The organism is Aureispira sp. CCB-QB1 (assembly GCF_000724545.1).
Taxonomy (GTDB): Bacteria; Bacteroidota; Bacteroidia; order Chitinophagales; family Saprospiraceae; genus Aureispira.
On record NZ_JHBV01000029.1, the window covers coordinates 14,802 to 37,923 of the forward strand.

Consider the following 23,122-nt stretch of genomic DNA (forward strand, 5'->3'; position numbering starts at 1 on the left):
CAATTTTATCTTATAAACATTCGGTAGTAAAAGAACCTAGGCTATTTTGGCACAAAGCTACAAAAAAAGAGCTTCCTTAACTAGGAAGCTCTATTCTATTTTACCATTGAGCAATTAAATTACTCCGCAACAATCATTTTAAGTACCTTCGAAGACATTCCTTTTTGTATTTCCACCCAGTACATTCCCCCGACAATATTGGGTACATCGATCGTGTATTGTTCCTTCTTATCCCAGTAAGCTTCTTGCATATAAATCACCTTTCCATACACATCTCGAACTCTCAGGATCACATCGCCAGATGTTCCTTTGTTTTCAATTCTAAAACGTCCTATGTTAGGGTTAGGAAATAGCGCATAAGCATCTTCAAGAACTAAAGTTTGCGTTCCTCCACAAATCGAAAGATCTACATTAACCGTTTCTATTGCGGGGCAATTTCCATTGCTAGTATAAGTCACCACATAGTTACCTGCTACCGATGCCGCCAAATCAATTTCTCCTGTCGTTGTATTTGCAAAGACCAAACCACTAGAACTGGCTGTATAGGTTCCTGCACTAACACCTGTTACGCTAATGATTGGGTTAACCCCGATATTCAAACAAATGGTTGTATCTGTATAACCAAATGTAGCGACATCAGCTGCCAAAATCGTAACCGCATTGCTACTTGAGCTTGGACAACTTCCTGTTACAGCATAAGTAACGGTGTAAGTTCCTACTGTAGATGCCGCCAAATCAATTTCTCCCGTTGTTCCATTTAAGATCAAACCAGTAGTACTAGTAAAGGTTCCTCCTGGATTTCCTGTAATTGTTGGAATTGGATTGGTCGCATTTTGACAATAATTCGCAGTACTATAATTAAATGAAGCATCACCTGTCCCTGTAATTGTCACTGATAAGGTACTAGAACTTGGACAGGGACCATTTGTTGTGTAAGTTAAATCATAAGTCCCCACAGCAGAAGCAGAAACGTCAATTTCTCCTGTCGCTGAATTAACCATTAAGCCTGCTGGAAGTACGGTAAAAGTACCTCCTGACAAATTAACTGTAGGAATTGGGTCTGCCGCATTTTGGCAGAATGTCGCTCCGCCATACGTAAACGAAGCATCGTCTGTAGCCTCAATAGTAATGCTCACTAAGGCAGAATTGGGGCAGGGACCATTTGTTGTATACGTCACATTGTAGGTTCCTGCTGTCGAGGCAGCTACATCAATTTCGCCTGTTGTTCCATCAATAGAAAGCCCTGTCGTGCTCGTAAAAGTACCTCCTGACAAACCAGTTATTGTTGCTACCAAATTACTTCCATTCTGACAAGCACTAGCTGCATTATAAGAAAAAGAAGCATCATCTGCATCAGTAATTGTGATGAATATTGTATTTGAATTTGGACAGGGACCATTTGTTGTATACGTCACATTATAGGTTCCTGCTGTTGCACTAGAAACATCTATAGTTCCTGTACTAGAATTGATCACTAATCCTCCTCCTGCTGACCATACGCCTCCCGACAAACCTCCTGTTGGAGTAGGATCGATTCCATTTTGGCAAAAAGTATTACCACCATAAGTAAATGAAGCATTATCAGTCGCCATAATTACTACTGAACTTGTCGAGGTATTGGGGCAAGCTCCGTTAGTAGTATAGGTCACAGTATAGCTACCTGCTGTTGAAGCAGAAACATCAATCAAACCGCTGTTGCTGTTTATAGCTAACCCTGTTGTACTTGTAAATGTTCCTCCTGCTAGTCCTGTCACTGTCGCTACTAGATCAGTTCCATTTTGACAAGCACTAGCTGCACTGTAAGAGAAAGAAGCATCATCGATTGTTAGAATCGTTACACTTGCTGTACTTGAACTCGGACAACTTCCTGTTACACTATAGGTAACAGTATACGTACCTGCTGTGGTGTTTGCTAAATCAATCGTACCCGTTGTTCCATCTATAGCCAAACCTGATGTGCTGCTAAAGCTTCCTCCAGGATTTCCTGTAATAGTTGGCGTAGGATTGTTTCCATTCAAACAATAACTAGTACTAGAATAATTAAAAGAAGAGTTTCCTGTTGTCGTTATTGTAATATTTTGTGTACTTGAACTTGGGCAGGTGCCATTAGTGGTATAAGTGACAACATAAGAGCCCGCTGTTGAGGCTGAAACATCTATTTGCCCTGTATTTCCATTAATGGATAAGCCTGTGGTACTTGAAAACGTTCCCCCAGCCAAGTTTACCGTAGGTGTTGGGTCTACTGCGTTCTGACAAAAAGTTGCTCCACCATAAGTAAATGATGCGTCATCAGCTGCATCAATTGTAATCGTTGCTGTTGCTGTATTGGGGCATGATCCATTCGTAGTATAAGTCACCACATAGGTTCCTACTGTCGAAGCACTTACATCTATCTGCCCTGTATTTCCATTAATGGATAAGCCTGTAGTACTTGTAAAGGCACCTCCTGCCAAACCTGTTACTGTTGCCGTAAGGTCTGTCCCATTTTGACAAGCACTTGTCGCATTGTATGAGAACGAAGCATTGTCTGTTGCCGTAATCGTTATAGTCGCACTATTAGAATTTGGACAAGGTCCATTCGTCGTATAGGTTACATTATAAGTTCCTGCCGTTGAGGCACTCAAATCTATCGTACCAGTTCCTGAATTGATTACCAGACCTGCTGTTGCCGACCAAACACCTCCTGCCAAACTTCCTGTTGGCGTGGGATCGGTTCCATTCTGACAAAAAGTATTGCCACCATAAGTAAACGAAGCATTATCTGCAGCTGTAATCGTCACAGTTACGGTCGTAGTCGATGGACATGATCCGTTGGTGGTGTAGGTCACGTTATAGGTTCCTGTATTAGATGCTGAAACATCTATTTGCCCGCTAGTAGCGTTAATAGCCAAACCTGCGGTGCTTGTAAAGGTACCTCCTGTTGTTCCTGCAATACTAGGACTAGGGTCACTTCCATTTTGACAATAAGAAACCGAAGAATAGCTAAATGATGAATTATCCGTTGGAGTTATTGTAACTGTTTGCGTTGAATTGTTAGGGCAGGTACCTTGTGTGCTATAAAAAATTGTATACGTTCCCGCCGTTGAAGCAGAGACGTCTATAGTTCCTGTATTAATATTGATTGCCAAACCAGATGCACTACTAAATGTTCCTCCTGTTAACCCTGTTATCGTTGGGGTCGGATCACTTCCATTCTGACAATAAGAAGAAGAACTATAGTTAAACCCTGCATTATCTAAAGCAGTAATCGTAACAGCTACATTCGAACTATTCGGACAAGGACCTGAAGTCGTGTAAATTACAGTATAGGTTCCTGCTACGGATGCACTCAAATCAATTTGTCCTGTATTGTTGTTAATAGACAAACCTGATGTGCTACTAAATGTACCACCACCTGAGCCTGTAATCGTTGGCGTCGGATCGTTAGCATTTTGACAATAAGCAGTATTGCTATATGAAAAATTAGCATTATCAACATTATTAATTGTAATTAAATCTGTCGAACTAGTAGGACAAGGTCCTGCGGTTGTATACATTATAGTATAAGTTCCTGCGGTTGATGCACTCAAGTCGATTTGTCCTGTACTGCTGTTAATCGACAAGCCTGTTGTGCTACTAAACGTGCCACCTCCTGCTCCTGCAATTGTTGGGGTTGGATCATTGTTATTTTTACAATAAGCAGACGAACTATATGCAAATGTGGGGTTATCTAAGGCATTAATAACAACCGTCTGCGTGGTGCTATTCGGACAAGTTCCCGATGTCGCATATGTCACAACATAGGTTCCTGCGGTTGACGCACTTAAATCTATTTGACCAGTATTACTATTAATAGACAAACCTGACGTACTGCTAAAAGAACCTCCACCTAAACCTGTAATCGTTGGTGTCGGGTCGTTGGCATTTTGGCAATACGAAGGCGAGGAATAATTAAACCCTGCATTATCCGTAGCGTTAACAACTACTGATTGGGTGGCAGTATTCGGACAGATTCCAGATGTGGTATAGGTCACGGTATAAGTTCCTGCCGTTGAGGCACTCAAATCTATCTGCCCAGTATTGCTATTAATGGATAAACCTGACGTGCTACTAAAAGAACCGCCGCCTAAACCTGTAATCGTTGGCGTCGGGTCACTCCCGTTTTGACAATACGAAGACGAAGAATAACTAAACCCTGCATTGTCCAAAGCATTTACTGTTACTGCTTGAGTAGTACTATTCGGGCAAGTCCCAGAGGTCGTATAAGTCACAGTATAAGTCCCTACAGTTGAGGCACTCAAATCTATCTGCCCTGTATTGCTGTTGATGGACAAGCCTGACGTACTACTAAAAGAACCACCACTTAAGCCTGTAATTGCTGGTGTCGGGTCACTTCCATTTTGACAATACGAAGACGAAGAATAACTAAACCCTGCATTGTCTGCCGCATTGATAGTAATAGCCTGTGTAGAATTATTAGAACAAGAACCTGTTGTGGTATAGGTAACGGTATAGGTTCCCGCTGTTGAGGCACTTAAATCTATCTGCCCTGTATTGCTATTAATCGCTAAGCCAAGTGTACTACTATAACTTCCCCCTGAAGTAACAGCAGTTGGTGTAGGATCGTTTTGATTTTGGCAATAGCTACTGTTGGCATACGAAAAAGTAGCATCATCAATACTAGTAATTGATATTGCAAATGTTCCAACAGTTGGACATGGTCCATTCGTGATATACCCTACCGAATAAGAGCCAATAGCTGAAGCCGATACATCAATTTCACCAGTCGAACCATTAATCACTAAACCTGCTGGAGAAGCTTGAAAACTTCCTCCCGCCAACCCCGTAATAGTTGGTGTCGGATCCGATTCATTAACACAATAAGAAGATTTGCTATATGTAAACGAAGCATCATCTGTCGCTACAACGGTAACAACATCCGTTGCGGTTCCTGTTGCATAGGTATATGTTACGGTATAAGTATTGGGTGTTGATGCACTCAAATCTATTTGCCCACTTGTTGTATTCAAACTAAGTCCAACAGGTGAAGCCGAAAAACTTCCTCCTGACGTTCCTGTAATTACTGGCGTCGGATCAGCAGAGCCCTGGCAATAAGAAGCTTGGCTATAATCAATACTTGCTGCCGCTTGTTCTGTCAGAACTACAGAAACAGGTCCTGCTGGATCGTCTCCAGAGGTTGCATTATTACCATTTCCAACAATACCATCTGAGTAGATGGTAACATTCCCTGTCCCAATGGCAGGTGCTGTCCAAGAGGCAATAAACACAAAGTTATTTGCTGTCAAAGCTGGGCTACTGTGTTCTACATACTGTCTAGAGCCAATTGTAGATATTTGCGTATTGGTTTGGGGATTCGAAAAGGTTCCTGCTTGAGCATTGGAACTTGTCAAGGCAACAGCTTGAAAACCTCTTGAAAAACCAAAATTACTTGCTATATCAAACTCTACAGTATATGTATCTCCTGGAATATATGAAGTGACAACACTTCCTCCACTATCTTTAACCCTGACAGTAAGCGTTACGTTATTCAAGGCTCCACTATGACAAGAACCACAATTGGTTCCATTTGCTATTGGGCTTCCCGTTCGGTCTATACCAAATTGAGCCGCTAACCCCAATCGTTTGCTTTGTAGGACATAGGTGGCAAAGATGGAGAATGCTAAAATGTAAATAAATCTTAGTTTCATATAGTTAGTGTTAAGTGAAAAAATCTTTTTTAAGAACGTTGCTAAAGGGTAGAATGTCCCTTGATATTGGTAACAATATAGAAATGCAGCTATAAGGATATGGAGGTATGTAGTATAATGTAACCTATTTGCTTCTAAATTGTTTTTATAAATAGAGGATATTTATGCTTTCGTCTTTTTATGTAATACTTAACAGCCTTAGTACTTCGCTATATTTGTTTTATAAACGAAGTAGTTTGCTCATTATGGTATGAGCTATTTTGCCCCTTTATAATCGTAGGACTCCTTTGCGTGGCTACTTTCAGAATTCTCTCTGTGTTCTTTTAAGAATATTAAGACTGGACAATTAACTCTCTCAATGTCTCTTTTTTAAAATACATAATAATTCTTAATACTACATTGATTTTTTAGTTTTTTATAAAAAAACATAAAAAAGTGCTTTAGATGCGTTTTGCAATCTAAAGCACTTAAGACTTGATGATATAGTTAAACGTAATTATTTTTATTTCGTTGTGGTTTCAACAGACTATTGAGTCAATAAACAATGCTTATTGTACAATCATTTGTTGTGTTTGGCGAGTTTTCACTCCTTGCATCTCAACAACATAGATTCCTGACACTAAGTTTTTGCAATAAATAGAATGAGAAACACCATGATTTAGGATTACATTTTCTGAGTAAACAGAACGTCCTTCCATATTATACACTTGAATTGTAATCGGTCCAGACTCCCCTTTATTGGTAAACACAAAAGAACCATCATTAGGAATAGGAAAAATATCAAAACTAGCCTCTTCTCTATTCAAATCATTGACAGGACTAACAGTACTTTCTGATAATACTACTTGTTCTGTTGGAGAAGTATTGTCACCTGCGGTACCTGAACCATTTACAGCCATTCCAATTCCATACACTGTAACGGCTCCTGTTCCTGTCGCAGGCGCTTCCCAAGTTGCAGTAAAAACACCTGTTCCGCTTCTTCCTTGATGCTCTACAAACTCTCTACCATTACTAATAGACGATAGTTGTGTATTCGATGTTGTTGTTGTCAAGAAATCTCCTGCATTAGCATTTGCAGCATCTAAAATTACAGCTTGCATACCATACCCACTAGGTGTTCCTCCACTAGTTACATTAAAGCTTATTGTATAGGTATCTCCTGGTACGTAACTTGTTACAGCTGTTCCTGAAGCATCGCTTACAGTGATATTAATTTGGGGATTAGAAAAAGCCCCGTTGTTGGCATGACAAGCAGTACAATTAGTGCCTAATGCCCCTGGTGCTCCTGTTCTATCTTGACCACCTATAGCTGCACGTCCTCCTGATGCACTTTGAAGAATAAATAAACAAGCAACCCCGAAAAATAGAACTCCTAGTAATTGTGTTTTCATAATTTTAATTTAGATTATTTTTGTTTGTTAACCATTTTTAGTTAAACAAAGGTAGCCCATACTTGTTAACAAAAATTACAAAAAATTGCAATTCTATTGCAAAAAATGGCAGTTTGAAAGGTATTTATTCTCAATATGCCCTAGCTTATAGTATAATATTCTCTGCAACTTTCGTAAGTTTGATACATTGCACGACCTAATATGATAGCTTTATTCAAAATAAACATTATGCCTCGATGTCATTTTGCGCTCTGGGCGCTGTTCATTAGCATTTTTGGGAGCGGCACCACTTCCGTTTGTGGACAGGTTATCATTACACTAGAAGATAGCCTCTTATTTAAACAATGTGCGACACTTCCTATAACGACACCCAACTATACTTTTTCTTGCCCTACTAACAGGAGATATTGGGAGGATGAATTTGTAAAAGAAGAAAAGCAAGCCATTACAGAACTTCTAAAAGCCTTTGAAAAATCTCCTACTGATCACCAACTAGCCATCAGCATTGCTCGCAACTACCAATCCGTTCGTGATACCTCTAAGTATAAGACATACCTAACCTACGCCTATCAACAATGTTTGCAACAGTACAAGCAGTTTCCTGATAGCTTTGAAATTGTACGCAACCTTGTCCATGTGCTAGAAGAAGAGCAAAACTTTCAAGAAGCCGTAACTCTTTTAAATCAATATGTCGCCAAGCACTCCAAAGACATTCGTGCATTGACTCAATATGCCTTGCAGCTATCTAATCACGGAGCAATACAAAAAGCTAGATTTGTTCTAGAAGAAGCCTACTTACTAGCTCCTAAGCATTCAGAAATCTATTTTGCAGCCATGATAGTGGAGTTCAATAATGTTATCCTTCAAGTCAAAAAGCTAGCTTCTTGCCCCAAGCCGCCATTAAAAAAAATTAATGCCATTTCCATTGAAGATAAATTTTTCAAAAAAGCAATTGCCAACCAAAGGGTTACATCAGCCGAAGTGGGCTTAGATGCAGCCAATATATTTGCAATTTTTCATAGAACTATATTAAAAGTACCCAACAAAAAAATTGGCAAAGAAAACATTGCTATTACTCTCACTCCTTCTGATGCCAAGTTATTGCGCAAAATTGAAAGAAGTGTTCAAAAACAGTTACAAAGTAGAATTAAGATCCCTGCGTTTGTTTACCCAACCCTATGTGTCATTAAAATTTTACAAGGTAAAACCAATGATGCCGTTCAAGTATTCAAAAATAGTGGTTCTATTTTAGCACAAAATACGGATTTGTTGCGCTTATTAGCTTTAAGTTATTGCCTACAATTAGATTATGATAATGCCATATTATTTTTAAGAAAAACCATCTCTATTGTCCCCAATTCCTTGGATTTATATACATTGGGATGCTTGTATGTTTATCAAAATCAATTAGAAAAAGCTGGTAATATTTTTGACCAAGCAAGAAATATAAACCCACTAAATAAAAAAAACGTTTGTGCAAAAGCTGCCATATACATCCAACAAGGAGACTTTGAGAAAGCCTACAATTTAGTTGATTCTTATCCTAGTTTTCTAAAAGATGATATTGACTCTTTTCACTTGAATTATTTTACCGCATTGCTTAGCTTGACCAAAGGAAATAAAAATGATGCTTTTAAACGACTAAAAGCCATCCATGCGCAGAGCGAATACAAAGAAAATGCTAAAAAACTATTAGCACACTTTTTTAAAGCAGAAGAAGAAAAGTAAACTAATATTTAATGAAAATTGTAGTTTTGCAGCAAAACTGACAATATGAAAATTTTTAGCACCTTTATTTTAATAACGTTACTCAGTGGAACCCTCTCTGCACAAATCCTAAATGCAGATCGTTTTGGTGCCAAACTAGATTCCACCACTACCTTTAAAGCCCTATTCGATGTTGGATTTACCATACAAAAACAAATAGATTTAATTTTTTCATTCGATAGCAAATTAGACTTATCCTATTATTACAAAAGAAGCCTTTTTGTATTAATTGGCAATTTTAAGCTATTTAGAAGTGGAAGTACCAATATCTTGAATGGAGGTTTTGCTCATGGACGAGTTAGAATTTTAAAAGACAACTGGGTGCATCCAGAGTTTTTTGGTCAATATCAACTAGATGGCATTCGAGGTATGGAAACTCGCGTATTGGGTGGTGGAAACTTACGTTTTATCCTAACAGAATATGATCAAGGACATTTACACCTTGGCTTAGGAGCAATGTATGAATTTGAACGTTGGAATTATAGTGCCATCCCCTCATCCATTACCATTGCAGACGAAACACCTATAGAAAATCACTTTATAAAGCTCAATTGCTACCTTTCATTCACCCAAAAAATAAAGGAGCTTGCTTATTTTCAAGTGACCGCTTATTTTCAAGCCCGCCCCGATAGTTTCATTCGTTATCCTAGAATTTCGCTCAATGGAAAAATGACTTTTAAGTTTACTAAAAACATTCACTTTGCCATTATTTATAACCTATTTTATGACGCCCTTCCTCCCGTTCCTATTGATCATCTTTATTTTTCTTTTATCAATAAGTTAACGTTTAGCTTTTAAAGCGTTGTTAATTTTGAAAAAACACGAATCTGCTTTTCAGATTCGTGTTTTTTCAAAATAGTACAACAATCTACCAATACCTTACGCTACATAAGATAAAGTATATGTTTTTTGATCTGCACTATCTATTATAGTCAACTGAATTTGGCTACCTACCTTGGCACCGCTATAAGTATAACTGTTTCCAGCTCCTGTTACAATAGTTCCTGACGAAATAACTTCATAATTAGAGCTACTTATCATAAATGTAATATCATTTTTGACCAATCCATTAAAACTCACTAGAGTAAACTCATACGGATTCGTTGACGAAGCTGTCAAAGTATACCCAACATTATTAGTTGTATTTGAATTTCCAGCAGCATCTACGGTTACTACTGTGGCACTAACTGAACCTGTTCCTACATACAACTTGTTAACAGCAACACAACTAGAATTGTTTCTTTCATAACCATCCTCACAAATACAAGTACCATTACTACAAGTACCATTATTACAAACTACCCCTGAACAAGGATCACAAGAAACAACTGTTAATGCTCCCATAATCATCATAGCAAAACCTGCTAAAGAATTCATCAATGTTTTCATAAATCATTTTTTAAATTGAATAATTTTACTCTAATACCTTTTACAAACATCTACTAAAGTCTTACAAATCAATGCCAAGCAACCAACCTACTGTCAATTTGATCTCGATTAAACACATAAATTAGGCAAACATTTCATGACTTAATACTCTGTTGATAACTGGCTACCTCTAAATATAAAAACAAAAAAGCACCTCTAAAAATAGAAGTACTTTTATTTATTGATTGATTAAATTATTGTCAAGCAAATAAACGGAAAACAATCATAGATATATTTTCAGCTCCTTCTAGTATCATCGCTTAATCAACTTTCGTTGAATACGTTGATCGTTCATCGTCAATGCAACAACATAAGTAGCAGTTGGGATATCTTCCAAATCTAGTTCAATCTTATTCAATCCTAAAACTGTTCTTAGAGTACCTTCTTTTATCGTCTGTCCAACAATGTCTTGAATTTCATAAGTCAGTTCTGCTTCTGCATCAGCATCAAACTCTACAAAAAAGGTTCCTTTTGTTGGGTTAGGATAAATTGCAACGCCTCCCAAATTATCATCTCCACGAGACAAGACAACGGTATTAGAATATTCAAAGCTTCCATCTTGAGTCAATGATTTTAAACGATAGTATCTAGAACCTATACCAGGAAGCACATCGGTATAACTATAATTAGTTAAAGAATTTCCATTATTTAATGCTACTGTTTCTGATAAGACAGCAAAATCTATCCCATTAGTAGAACGCTCCAAAACATATCGGTCTACTTGCTTTTCGTCTTGAACCTCCCATGTCAAAAGATTATCTACATCATTCTTCACTCCACTAAAAGAAACTAATTTGGTGTTTAATAAAATAATAGAAGAGCTAATTGTAAACAAATCGGCTCCTTCTGTATCTACGATAACCAAGTAAACTTCACCAGGGTTTCCTGTTGTTGTTAAAGTCAAATCCCCTAGAGGCAAGCCAGATGTTGCATTGGTTCCCACATCATTACAATCAACAAAACTACCACCAGTAAACGTTGGGCAAGCAGCATTTACTGGTCCATACAGAGCAGCTTGTACTCCTGTTATGCCTGCACCAGCTCCTGACACCAAAACATTTAATATAGATGGTCCTGTGGGAGCACATTCTACGGTGTAAAAAATAGGCTGTTGAGTTAAGTCCATCCCTCCAGAACAAGGAAATCTACCATAAACACTTCTAGCCGCTGCATACTGTTGCAAATCATCCCCAATAGCATTAGGGCGAGCATTAATTGGTCCAGGATTATAACTTGGCACACAGATATTATTAACAATCTCTGAGAAAGTACCGCCTCCATTTGTAGCACTTTGAGCACCTATACATCCCGATGTATTCCACCAATCTACGGTCGTACTAATCCCATTTCCTGATGGTTGCGTAATTGGCGTAATATTCAAATTCATTCCTACAAAATCAATACAAGCATTAGAACACTCTGCATCGGTGGTTGTCGTCCATGTTGCGCCCACACTCAAAGGATTGCCATCATTAGTATTAAAATTCAAACCAAACAACTGGCAATTGGCTCCTGCCACTGCTGCTGAATAATCTTGTAATGGAAAAATTCCATTTGTTTCCATAGCAACAACAAGATCATTACAAACCAAGCAATAGGTTTGAGTATGCCCTGTGGTATTATAATTCAAGGCCAAAGTATTCAACGTATCTATCTCACAAATTGTCATCTCCTCACACACCACAATTGGACAGCCCGAGCCATAAGGTAATGAATAATCCAAACAATTATTCACATCATCATTACCATAAACCTCTACATTAAACCAAGGCTGCCCCACCACTAACAAAGGGGCGACTGCTGCTGATTCATTATTATCATAATTAACAGCATATAAATTATAAAATCCAGCTGGAACAGCCAAAAAGTCGGGTGTTGGGCTCGTAGCAAAAATATTTCCTTGATTATCTACTAGGACATATACATGCGTATACAACAGTGGATTTGCTGCATTGCCTGTAGGCGGAGTTCCTTGTACGATTCCTGTTATATTATTAATAAAGTCACATTGTGCTGTAGCAGGTTGACTAAAAAGTCCACACAAAAGGAATAATGTTCCTATGCTAAACAGTTGACAATGCTTTGTTATATAGCTAGTCATAATTGTTTTTTTTCAAGTTTGAACATTACCAATTTCCTGCATCTGCAGCACAAGGGGTTGGATTTACAATACCACAATTTGTCGCCGCAGTGTTTCCTGCTGCTGCTGTTAAAGTGATGTCCTGTACCACATTGGCGTAATTTGTTACCACCAATACATAAATTTCACCTACAGCAACTCCTGTCAAGCTAACTTGCTCTGTTGGTGACGTGCTGTAACTACAATCGACAGGAGCTGGTAAAGTTCCACAAGCTGCATTAGCAGCGGCAACATTAGCGTAAGGTCCCCAAATAGCAAAATCAATATCCGAAACAGCAGACAAATCAAATATTAAATTCCCTGCTGTCGATATTTCAAAATAATACCAAGATGGATTAGGTTGTGTCAACAAACAACCATAATCATTTCCGCCTGCTGCTGTTGAACCAATACCCGCAGTATAACAATACGTGTTATCGGTACAAATTGGTTGAGCTTGCGCACAGCTATTTCCTCCCGCACCTCCTGCACATGGACCTGATCCAGAACCACCTCCATCGTGTACGCAAATATCAAATGTTCCATTGTTATCTCCGCCGTACTCCCATACTCTAATCCAAATAGTTTCTCCTGGCACCAAAGTATTTTGGTCAATCATTGCCATGGCTCCATTGGCACTATCATCATCATCACAATCTAGCTCTGTTAAAGCGCCACAAGTTCCTCTATAAATTGCCATTCCCCCATCTGTAATAACGCCCGTATTGGTATCAAAAATCAAATGTCCTGAAGCAGGCACAGTTACTGTAAACCACACATCCGCACCGTTGTAATTGGCACAAGTTGGAACCGTTGTTCCTGCTGTTAAGCTTGAATTTCCTGCCCCTGCATTAGTAAACGTTGAAAAGTTACAAGCAGCACCTACAGTTAATGCTGTTGCCGTACAAGGCTCATCATTACTTGGTCCACTAGCTGCTGGGTTACCATCTACCACACAAATATCAAATGTTCCATTGTTATCACCTCCATACTCCCATACTCTAACCCAAAGCGTTGCTCCTGGTGTCAATGTCGAATTGTCAATCATTGGCATCAACCCATTCGCACTGTCATCATCGTCACATTCTACCAAGGTCAAGGAAGCACATGTGCCAGTGTAGATTGCCATTCCCCCGTCTGTAATAACACCCGTATTGGTATCAAAAATCAAATGTCCAGATCCTGGTACAGTCACCGTAAACCACACATCTGATCCAACATAGTTGGCGCATCCAGGCGCAGGCGCACCGGCGGTTGCAGTTGCTCCTGCTGTAGTAAAAGAGCCAAAGGAACAAGAAGTATTTACAGCTAAGGCAGAAGCACTACAGGGGTCATCTGCTTGTCCAAATGTATTTTGGAACATGAAGCCAAAGGCCAACAAAAAGAGTGTAAATTTTTTATAATTCATAATATTGGAATTCTATCATTCTTAATTAATTATTTGCTTAATAGCAAACTAGATTTACATACAAATTCAAAAGAACACAGTTATCGTTTCTTTTTTTCAAAGGCTTTTACATCCTCCAGTGTCAATGCAGTCCCTTCATAAATAATCTTATCTTCTAGATTATCAATATAAGTACGCTCTGCCTCTGGACGACTTTCGTAATCTTGTCTAGAAATAATTTTTATATTTCTGTCCCGATTAGAATCTAGCCATTTGGTTAATTTATATTTACGCTCTTCTTGTTTTTTTTCAGCACTTACTATTTCAAGCTTCTTTGCTGTTGCATTTTCACAAATAGTCTTAAAAGAAACATAACTACCTTCTACATTTTTTGCTTCAAAGGCTTCCAAGTCCTTCTGAGTGACCTCTTGATCATAGATCAAAGTCTGTTTATTAGCATCCATAATTGCTTTTACAGAAGGTGACATTTGTTGGTACTCTTTTGTTGAGAGCAAAGTAACATTGCCTTTATTCGCAATAAGCCATTCCTTAATGATTGCTTTCTTCTCTTGATTTTGAGCCGTCGCTGTCCAACTAGACATACAGAGTATCACTACCAAAGAGAAAAATGCTTTCGGGGTCAATTTTTTCATTTTTACAATTTTAAGTTGAATAAAAATAATTAATACATATAGAGTGGTGTCCTTTTACACTCAACCAACTTTTTGTTGGCGATAAGACTATAACGCCATACAAAATATCATTTTAGTTTTGAATCTTATTTAGAATTAGTCATAAACTCCTATACTTTTTTGAAGAATTAAAAAGTCTTCTTAGAAACGTACAAATATCATATTCTAGTCTAATAAGTTACAATTAATTAACAAGTAAATATAAATTAATATCCTACAAAACAACAGTCAAGCCAAATATATGATCAAATAAAAATCAAAAATCAAAACATAGTTTTAACAAAAAGTGTTTTCAAAAAATACACATATCTAAGAAGATTTTTATCGAAAAAAAGTTTTCTAGTATCTGATTTCAGCTTTTTTTTGCAGAATAAATTCACAAAAACATTTCACTCGACATAAAAGCACTATAAAACAATTACATACCGAGTTTCCACTTTTTTATAAAATAACACTTTATGCTCTACACACTTTAGCACATCCTAACAACGCAACAAACATTTGAATTGTACAAACAACTCTATGATTAATTTTTAATAATTTTTATTTAAAAAAATTAAAAAAGACAAAAAAAAATATGCACAAAACTGATTTACAAAATACTACAAGACATTTTTAACCCAAAAAAAACTTTTTTTTATAGCAAAAAGTCTCTTAAACAAAAAAAAAGCCTTTTCTTTACAAGTAGCAATACCCCCAATAATAATATTTCACCAAATAACACTTTTATGTAATATTATTTCATATTGCTTTCACCCCAAATAAATTGATCCCTAAACTCTCTAAATGCAAGAGATTTAATACACAAAAGGCCCCTCATTTATCAAATTAGGCTATTTGTTATCTAAGGTTTCCCATTAAAAATTGTCTCTGAACTTTTTTTAACTTATTAACAAAGTCAACATGAAAAATTTTTTACCAAAACTATTCGTAGTTTTTTGGTTCCTACATGGAACAACCTCATCCTTCTCTCAAACTGCCAACAATGCAGTAGCGAACAATAGCGTATATGCAAACAATCAAAAAATTGAAGAAGTGTATGGTTCTCATTTTTTTGACAACAAGCAAGACTTGCTTCGGCATTTTCATCGCCTACTAAACCACAGAATTGAATACAAAATCCTTCCTTTTCGTTCAGATGAGAAATACACAAAACTTTCACAAGTTCCGTTAATGAACAAGCATGGTGAGCTCATCTTAGACAGAAACTTCAACCCCAACACTTTCAATCCTTTACGGCACGATTTAAACTTCTTTTCAAAGCAAACTCAAATCTATAGAATTGACGATAGCGACTATATCCTTATCATCAAACCTCAATAAAATTCCCCTATTTTAAAAATAATACTCCGTTGATTTTTTAGTTTTCCTACGAAAAACGTAAAAAAGCATCTTGCATTAGTTTGATTATCAGTCTTTTAGTGCAAAGGCTAATAAAAGTACATCTTACTGATAATCAAACTAATACGATTTTTCAACGGAGTAATGTTAAAAAGACAATATCATGGATAAGTATATTTACTTCATCATAGCAAATGTCATTTCGTTTGCTACCTATGCTCAAACCTACAACATGAGTAATGGGACGACAACTACCTGTTCAGGAACCTTTTACGACAATGGCAACACGGGTAACTACACCAACAATCAGAACTTGACACATACATTTTGTGCAACATCTGGCAATCAGATAGAAATCAACTTTAGCTCATTCGACTTAGAAAACAATTACGACTTCCTCTACATTTATGACGGTAATTCTACTACTGCCCCTTCTCTAGGAACCTTTACCAATACCAATAATCCAGGAACCATAACTAGTACAAGTGGCTGTTTAACAATTCGTTTCACCACGGATGGCAGTGTAACCCGTTCTGGGTGGACTGCTACAATTTCATGTATTTCTGGAAATTCAATCCTTATGTCCAATAGTAGCACAACAACTTGTACTGGAACATTCTATGATAGCGGTGGTTCAGGAGGTAATTATGGTAATAATGAAAACTATGTCTATACGATTTGCCCCTCTATTACTGGCAATAAAGTAGAAGCAAACTTTACAAGCTTTAATATTGAGAACAATTATGATTTTCTAGAAATCTTTGATGGTCCTAATACAAGTGCCCCATCCTTGGGGACATATACGGGAACATTGGGGCCTGGCTTGACTCAAGCAACTCCAAGCAATACAAGTGGCTGCTTGACCTTTAGATTTACAACAGATGGTAGCGTAACACGTTCTGGATGGATTGCTGCAATAAGTTGTTTTTCTAATTGCCAAACTATTACAGCGAATCTCAATAGCACGAGTCCTACCGCTGATGCAGATGGAATTATCCGACTTTGTCAAGGTCAATCTGTGAATTTTGTAGGCAGTGGTACCTTTTCTAATAATAATGCAGGTGCTACTTATGCTTGGGACATGGGTGATGGCACAACAATAATGGGTACCAGCATCAATCATACTTATACAACATCGGGTAGCTACTCTGTTAATCTACTCATTACAGATAATGCAGGTTGTATCAATAATAATGTATTTAATCAAGTTGTTCAAGTTTCAACTACTCCTACTCTTGCTACTGTAGCTGCTCCTGGTATTTTTTGTCAAGGAAATAGTTCTGTTGTAACAGGAACAGCAATTCCAACCGCACACATCACCAATTGTACTCCTCCTGTTAGTGGAACAACATTCCTACCAGATGGCTCTGGTGTTTCGTATACTACCTCTATCCCTGTCAATTGCTATGCCCCAGGTCAAACTATTACATCCGCTACAGATATTGTGGATGTTTGTTTAAATATGGAACATTCTTATTTGGGAGATCTTGAGGTAAGAATTATTTGCCCAAATGGCCAATCTGCCGTACTAAAATCGTATGCAGATGGAGGAGCAGGGACTTATTTAGGAGAAGCTATTGACGATTTAACTTCTGGTCCAGGAACGGGTTATAACTATTGTTTTACTCCAACTGCAACAACCTTACTAGTCAATGGTGCTACTACCAATGTGGGCAGTCCTGCTAGTGCCTCTATTGTGGCAGGGAACTATCAACCGACACAGTCTTTTGCCAATCTTATAGGCTGCCCAGCCAATGGAAACTGGACTATTGAAGTAACCGATAATTTGGCACAAGATGATGGATACATTTTTAACTGGGATTTGGATCTAGCCGCCACCTTATTTCCAACAGGTTCCTTTACACCAACTATTGTTTCAGAAACATGGACTCCCAGTCCTAGCTTAAGTCCATTGACTAGCAATACTGCAAGCATTACTCCAACAGCACCAGGCAACGCTTGTTATACCTATGAAGTAACCGATAATTTTGGATGTACTTACAGTGATGTACTTTGTGCAACCGTCACGCCTGCTTCTACCCCTCCCGTATTAGCACCTGTTGGAGGAACGCTCTGCCCCAATACTTCCGTAACCTTAACAGCCAGTGGTGGGCAAGCTAGCTCAGGTTCAACAATCGAATGGTATACAGGTCCTAATGGAACTGGCACTTCTCTTGGAAGTGGCAACTCACTAACCGTTACTCCTACCAACACAACCAGCTACTATGTACGTCGGGAAGGAGGATGCAATACAACGGCAGACGATATGGTTCTTGTTGACATAAAAGACTATATTTATGGCTTAGATGGTGCAACAACAAGTAATTATTGTACGGATAATACGGGTTGGCATCACTTTTATAACGGTAATGAAATTTTATTGTCCATCCACGGTGATTTAAGTGGGGCTCCAGCAGGCTATCCAGAAATTACCATCCGAGACAACGGAACTTGGCACCAACAAAGTCAAGGACCTTTTAGTCCTTCTGCTTGCGCATTAACTGGCAATACTCCAGGAGAAGAGCGTTTTGAGATGGAACGTAGTTGGAATGTAGATTTTGGTGGAGGAACATTAATTCCTCCTTATCAAGTCCGTTTTTATTACGAACCAACTGAACGGATTGCCATTGAGACAGCTGCCGCAACATGGGCTGCTACTTATGCCGCTTGTGGCTATACTTATAAATATCCCACTCCCAATGGTTTGTTTTGGTTTAAAAACACGGGTTCTAATTACAGCGCTCCTGATTATGATGGCACCCATTTGCCTCATACAACTGGAATTACTAGCAACAGTATTAATTATGTCGAACTTTCAGGCATCACAAGTTTTTCAGGAGGAACAGCAGCCTTAATACTCACTCCTGACCAATCTTTGCCCTCTGAATGGCTTTACTTCAAAGGAGAAACCAATACTAAAACTAACTTTTTGAGTTGGGCTACAGCATCTGAAATCAATTCTGATTACTTCAATATTCAACGAAGCAAAGATGGCATTTCATTTGAAACAATAGGAGCTGTCGCAGCACAAGGCAACTCTACTAATACGCACCATTATACTTTTGATGATAAAACACCATACAAAGGGATTAACTATTATCGTTTAGAATTAATTGACACTGATGGAGCTATAAGTTATTCCACTACCATACAACTAATTATTCCAGAAGATGGATTGGGGTACCTTTTCTATCCCAACCCTACTCAAGATGTTATTCATTACCAATATGAGGCATCCTCCAAAGAATTTTTAGAAATACAAGTTATTGATGTTTATGGCAGAACGCTCTCAACAAAATCATTTACGGCAACGATGGGGCTCAACACTGTCCCCATCCACTTGAACAGCTATCCCACAGGGAGTTACATGATTCGGGTACACCATTTAAACAGTGCCAATGTTCATACCGTAAAAGCCATTAAATCGACTTACTAACACCTCAATTTATAAGCTTACAATTTCACAGAACTCATACCTCTAAAGGGTATGAGTTTTTTATTTTAAAATAACTTACACATTTTATAAAAATACTGTATTTTACACAGTCCTTATACGATTTGCCTAGCACATTAAAACAATCCCCCTCCTATTAAACAATCACAGAGTAGTTCAAGGTTCGTTTGTTCAACTCCAAATCTCTTGTTTGATTAGCATTACTAATGCTTCTCTCTATAGTTCGTTGAAAGCACACAGCAACCTTTATTAGATTAATAATCAACAAACTACTAATTGAAACAACAAATGTTTAATACATTCTTTCACCCAAATATCATTTCAAAATAAAAGATTAAAAAAAGCTATGAAAAAAATTTCAACCGCAATTCTATTAACGGCTTGCATCAACCTTAGCTATTCGCAAGGTGTTGGCATAGGGACAGTCCCCAACCCTTCTGCCATGCTCGATGTAAGTTCTACTTCTAGAGGACTCTTAGCTCCAAGAGTTGCACTAACAAGTAGTACCGATGCTACAACGATTACCAATGGCAACGTAACAGCATTACTTGTTTACAATACTGCTACGGTAGCAGATGTTAGCCCTGGTTACTATTACTGGGATGGAAGCCTGTGGAGAAGCCTTGACAACACAGACAATCAAGATTTAACCTACAACTCTGCAACCAATACCCTCTCCCTAACCAACGATGCTAGCCCTGTCAATTTATCTGGATTAGTTGATCATGATTGGTATGAAGTGGGTACTACTTCTTCGGCCAACAGCATCAATAATAATATTTATACTGAGGGGAACGTAGGAATTGCAGCAACAACCCCTTTAACCAAATTACAAATCGGAAACTCACCTGCTGGCACTTATCGAGCTTGGATGGATTACGGAGTAATCATTGGAAACGACACAGATGGTATTTTTGTGGGAGTCAAAGATGAAGGAGCAGATCAAGATGATGCTATTATTGCTTGGGGAGACAACCCTCAAGATGACCTGCGCTTCTTATACAACGAGTCAGGACTCACAACTAGCAGAGAAGTAATGATATTACAACCCAATGGAAATGTAGGCATCGGAGAAAGCACTCCCAACAATAAACTTACCATTGGTGCTAACTTAGGGACAGGTTACGGTATATCCTTAAATTCAGGCACTCCTTATGGTCAACTTATTGAGACAACAGAGGCTACAGCTACTAATAATCCTGCATTCTGGGTTCGAACCAATAATGGCAGTGCCACTAGCCAGCTTTTTAGAGTTCAAAACAATGGTAATGTAGGTATCGGAACCATTGCTCCTAGTGCCAAACTAGATGTAAACGGAACAATCCTGCAAGGACCTAACAGCACTTGGGGGCAACAAACTAGGATAGGGATTGATGCCCCTCTCACTACTGTTCCAGAGGCAACGATTGGTAGCACAAATGGCAACCTGCACCTCGAAGCACGCACAGGATTTGACACTTACATCAATCACTATACAGTTGGTGGAAACACATATATTGCCACAGGTAACAATACAGGTAATGTTGGTGTTGGAACAACCAATGCTACAAGCAAATTAACGGTCAATGGTGTCTTAGAAATAAACAAGGTAGCGGATGTTAGTACTATTTATTTTACCAATAGCTCAACAGAACCAGGATACATACGCCACCGTGGCAACTCGAACGCTGCGGAAATGCGTTTTGTAGCTTCTGACGACTTTGATGTGGGAAGTGCAGGCGATAAATTTACCTTTGGTGGTGAAACAGGAGGTGTTTTTACAGAAGCCATGCGCATTCAAGGAAATGGAAACGTAGGAATTAAAACAACTACGCCCGCTCAACGTTTACATGTTATCGGAAATATTTTAGCTTCAGGTACCATTACTAGTTCTGACCAACGTTATAAAAAGGAAATTCAAAATTTAACCAATAGTACAGATTTATTGAATCACATTCGTCCAGTCGCTTATAATTTTAGAACAGAAAAATTTGGTGATGGGCAATTTGATAATAAATTACACTATGGAATTATCGCTCAAGAACTAGAGGAAGTATTGCCTAACTTAGTTTATACTGATCTAGAAGGCTACAAAGGGATTAACTATACAGAGCTTATTCCCTTGCTTATCAAAAGCAATCAAGAGCAACAAGCTCTTATTGAGCAACAACAAAAACAAATCAATCAACTTATAAATGCTGTCGAGGCATTAAAAAAATAATTATCTATTTTTATGGAAGCATACATATATGATAGCCTTCGCACACCAAGAGGTAGAGGGAATAAAAAAGGCGCTTTGGTTGGCACTACAGCCACTCAACTGGTTGTTACTGTTATGGACGAACTTAGAAAGCGCCATAACTTAGATACCACTCAAGTTGAAGATATGATTTTAGGCTGTGTGACTCAAATCATGGATCAAGGTGCCAATGTGGCTAAGACTGCTGCACAACATTCTGGCTACGGAGAACATCTTACAGCAGTTACTTTAAATAGATTTTGTGGTTCAGGACTTGAAGCCATTAATCAAGCTGCCGCCTATATTAAATCTGGATTTAATGATTTAATGTTAGCGGGCGGTGTGGAATCTATGTCTAGAGTTAAAATTGGCTTAGACGGTGGTGCAATTGCGATGGACCCCACTGTTGCTCTTCCTGGGCACTTTGTTCCTCAAGGTATCTCGGCCGATCTTATCGCCACAAAATACGGTTACTCAAGAAATGATGCCGATAAATTTGCGTTAGAATCTCAAAAACGTGCTGCCAAAGCATGGGCAGAAAATGCTTTTGAAAAATCCATTGTTCCTATTCGAGATATTAATGATTTTCTCGTGCTGGATAAAGATGAGAATGTTCGTCCAAGCACAACCTTAGAAGGCTTGGGAAGCCTAAAACCTGCCTTTGAAAAGATGGGACAAATGGGCGGCTTTGATGCTGTTGCAATTGACCGATACCCAGAAGTAGAAGCGATTAACCATGTACATCATGCTGGCAATTCCTCAGCTATTGTTGATGGAGCAGCACTTACTTTAATTGGCAACCAATTGGCTGGAGAACGCCTAGGTCTAAAACCAAGAGCTAGAATTAAATCTGTTGCCACTTATGGCACAGATCCTACTATTATGTTGGTTGGTCCTGCTCCTGCTAGTCGCAAAGCTCTACAAAAAGCAGGTATGTCTAAAAACGATATCGATTTATTTGAAGTTAATGAAGCTTTTGCTTCTGTTGCACTTCGTTTTATGGATGATTTAGACATTGACCATGCTAAAGTAAATGTTAATGGTGGAGCTATTGCCCTAGGGCATCCGTTGGGCGCTACTGGTTGTATGTTGGTCGGTACGGCTTTGGATGAATTGGAAAGACGAGGGTTGAGTACAGCACTAATTACCCTTTGTATCGGTGGCGGTATGGGGATTGCAACAATTATAGAACGAGTGTAAGCACGAAATACAATGGAACGAAAACTAATTGCAGGTTTTGTAGGTGGTATTGGTTATATCTTTGTCACTTGGGCAGCTACTTTGACAGGAATTTTAGATTGGTACAAAAATTTTGACCCAGATCATTTGACAGAAATTGTGTCTATTTTTGCGCCTTTTTCTTTAATGGCAATGTTTCTATTTTTGACCATTTACTTATATCATAGATGGCAGCCACAGGAAAAACGAAAAAAGACATTTGGAAAATTAATGATTATTGGAACTGGGTTTGCTATGGGCGCAACGACTACACAGTTGACCTTAATGCAAATAGATGGTGTCAAAATTGGCAATTCCTTAATTGTTGCTGGTCTTTTTTTTGCAACTAGTCTGCTTATTTCCCTACTTATCTCTAGTTTTTATCTATTCATTAAAAACATAACTCAAGAAGAAGATTAA

General features: G+C 38.2%; 13 protein-coding genes. 7 read left to right on the plus strand and 6 right to left on the minus strand.

Going from position 1 to position 23,122, the window contains the following annotated elements; translation table 11 throughout:
- Positions 1–119: 119 nt before the first annotated feature.
- Positions 120–5,687, minus strand: coding sequence for a T9SS type A sorting domain-containing protein (locus CG11_RS13790; RefSeq protein WP_052597143.1), 5,568 nt, complete (start codon positions 5,685–5,687; stop codon positions 120–122).
- A 548-nt stretch (positions 5,688–6,235) separates the two neighbouring features.
- Entirely contained in the window at positions 6,236–7,078 is an 843-nt protein-coding gene (locus CG11_RS13795) for a choice-of-anchor V domain-containing protein (RefSeq protein ID WP_052597145.1), read from the minus strand.
- A 228-nt stretch (positions 7,079–7,306) separates the two neighbouring features.
- Between CG11_RS13795 and CG11_RS13800 the strand changes: the two genes are divergently transcribed.
- Positions 7,307–8,806, plus strand: coding sequence for a lipopolysaccharide assembly protein LapB (locus CG11_RS13800; protein WP_052597147.1), 1,500 nt, complete (start codon positions 7,307–7,309; stop codon positions 8,804–8,806).
- Positions 8,807–8,851: 45 nt separating this feature from the next.
- Positions 8,852–9,643: a DUF481 domain-containing protein gene (locus tag CG11_RS13805; RefSeq protein WP_052597149.1), complete on the plus strand. Its 792-nt coding sequence runs from the start codon at positions 8,852–8,854 to the stop codon at positions 9,641–9,643.
- 81 nt (positions 9,644–9,724) lie between these two features.
- Here the strand turns inward: CG11_RS13805 and CG11_RS13810 are convergent, their stop codons facing one another.
- From CG11_RS13810 to CG11_RS13825, 4 genes are all read right to left on the minus strand, one after another.
- Positions 9,725–10,234, minus strand: coding sequence for a hypothetical protein (locus CG11_RS13810; RefSeq protein ID WP_052597151.1), 510 nt, complete (start codon positions 10,232–10,234; stop codon positions 9,725–9,727).
- A gap of 292 nt (positions 10,235–10,526) precedes the next feature.
- Positions 10,527–12,374 (minus strand): T9SS type A sorting domain-containing protein, encoded by a 1,848-nt coding sequence (locus tag CG11_RS13815; RefSeq protein WP_052597154.1) that lies wholly within the window; start codon positions 12,372–12,374, stop codon positions 10,527–10,529.
- Between the two features lie 25 nt (positions 12,375–12,399).
- The gene (locus tag CG11_RS13820; protein ID WP_052597156.1) at positions 12,400–13,800 is read right to left on the minus strand and encodes a hypothetical protein; all 1,401 of its coding nucleotides are present in this window, start codon (positions 13,798–13,800) and stop codon (positions 12,400–12,402) included.
- 80 nt (positions 13,801–13,880) lie between these two features.
- Entirely contained in the window at positions 13,881–14,432 is a 552-nt protein-coding gene (locus tag CG11_RS13825) for a hypothetical protein (RefSeq protein WP_052597158.1), read from the minus strand.
- Positions 14,433–15,374: 942 nt separating this feature from the next.
- On the opposite strand from CG11_RS13825, the gene CG11_RS13830 reads away from it, so the two are divergent.
- From CG11_RS13830 to CG11_RS13850, 5 genes are all read left to right on the plus strand, one after another.
- Positions 15,375–15,794 (plus strand): hypothetical protein, encoded by a 420-nt coding sequence (locus CG11_RS13830; protein ID WP_052597160.1) that lies wholly within the window; start codon positions 15,375–15,377, stop codon positions 15,792–15,794.
- Positions 15,795–15,975: 181 nt separating this feature from the next.
- Entirely contained in the window at positions 15,976–19,248 is a 3,273-nt protein-coding gene (locus CG11_RS13835) for a CUB domain-containing protein (protein WP_052597162.1), read from the plus strand.
- Between the two features lie 364 nt (positions 19,249–19,612).
- A complete protein-coding gene (locus CG11_RS13840; protein WP_052597164.1) occupies positions 19,613–21,466 on the plus strand; it encodes a tail fiber domain-containing protein in 1,854 nt (617 codons plus the stop codon).
- Positions 21,467–21,478: 12 nt separating this feature from the next.
- Positions 21,479–22,684: an acetyl-CoA C-acetyltransferase gene (locus CG11_RS13845; RefSeq protein ID WP_052597167.1), complete on the plus strand. Its 1,206-nt coding sequence runs from the start codon at positions 21,479–21,481 to the stop codon at positions 22,682–22,684.
- Positions 22,685–22,696: 12 nt separating this feature from the next.
- Positions 22,697–23,122 carry a hypothetical protein gene (locus CG11_RS13850; protein WP_052597169.1) on the plus strand — a complete coding sequence of 142 codons (426 nt, stop codon included), beginning with the start codon at positions 22,697–22,699 and terminating at the stop codon, positions 23,120–23,122.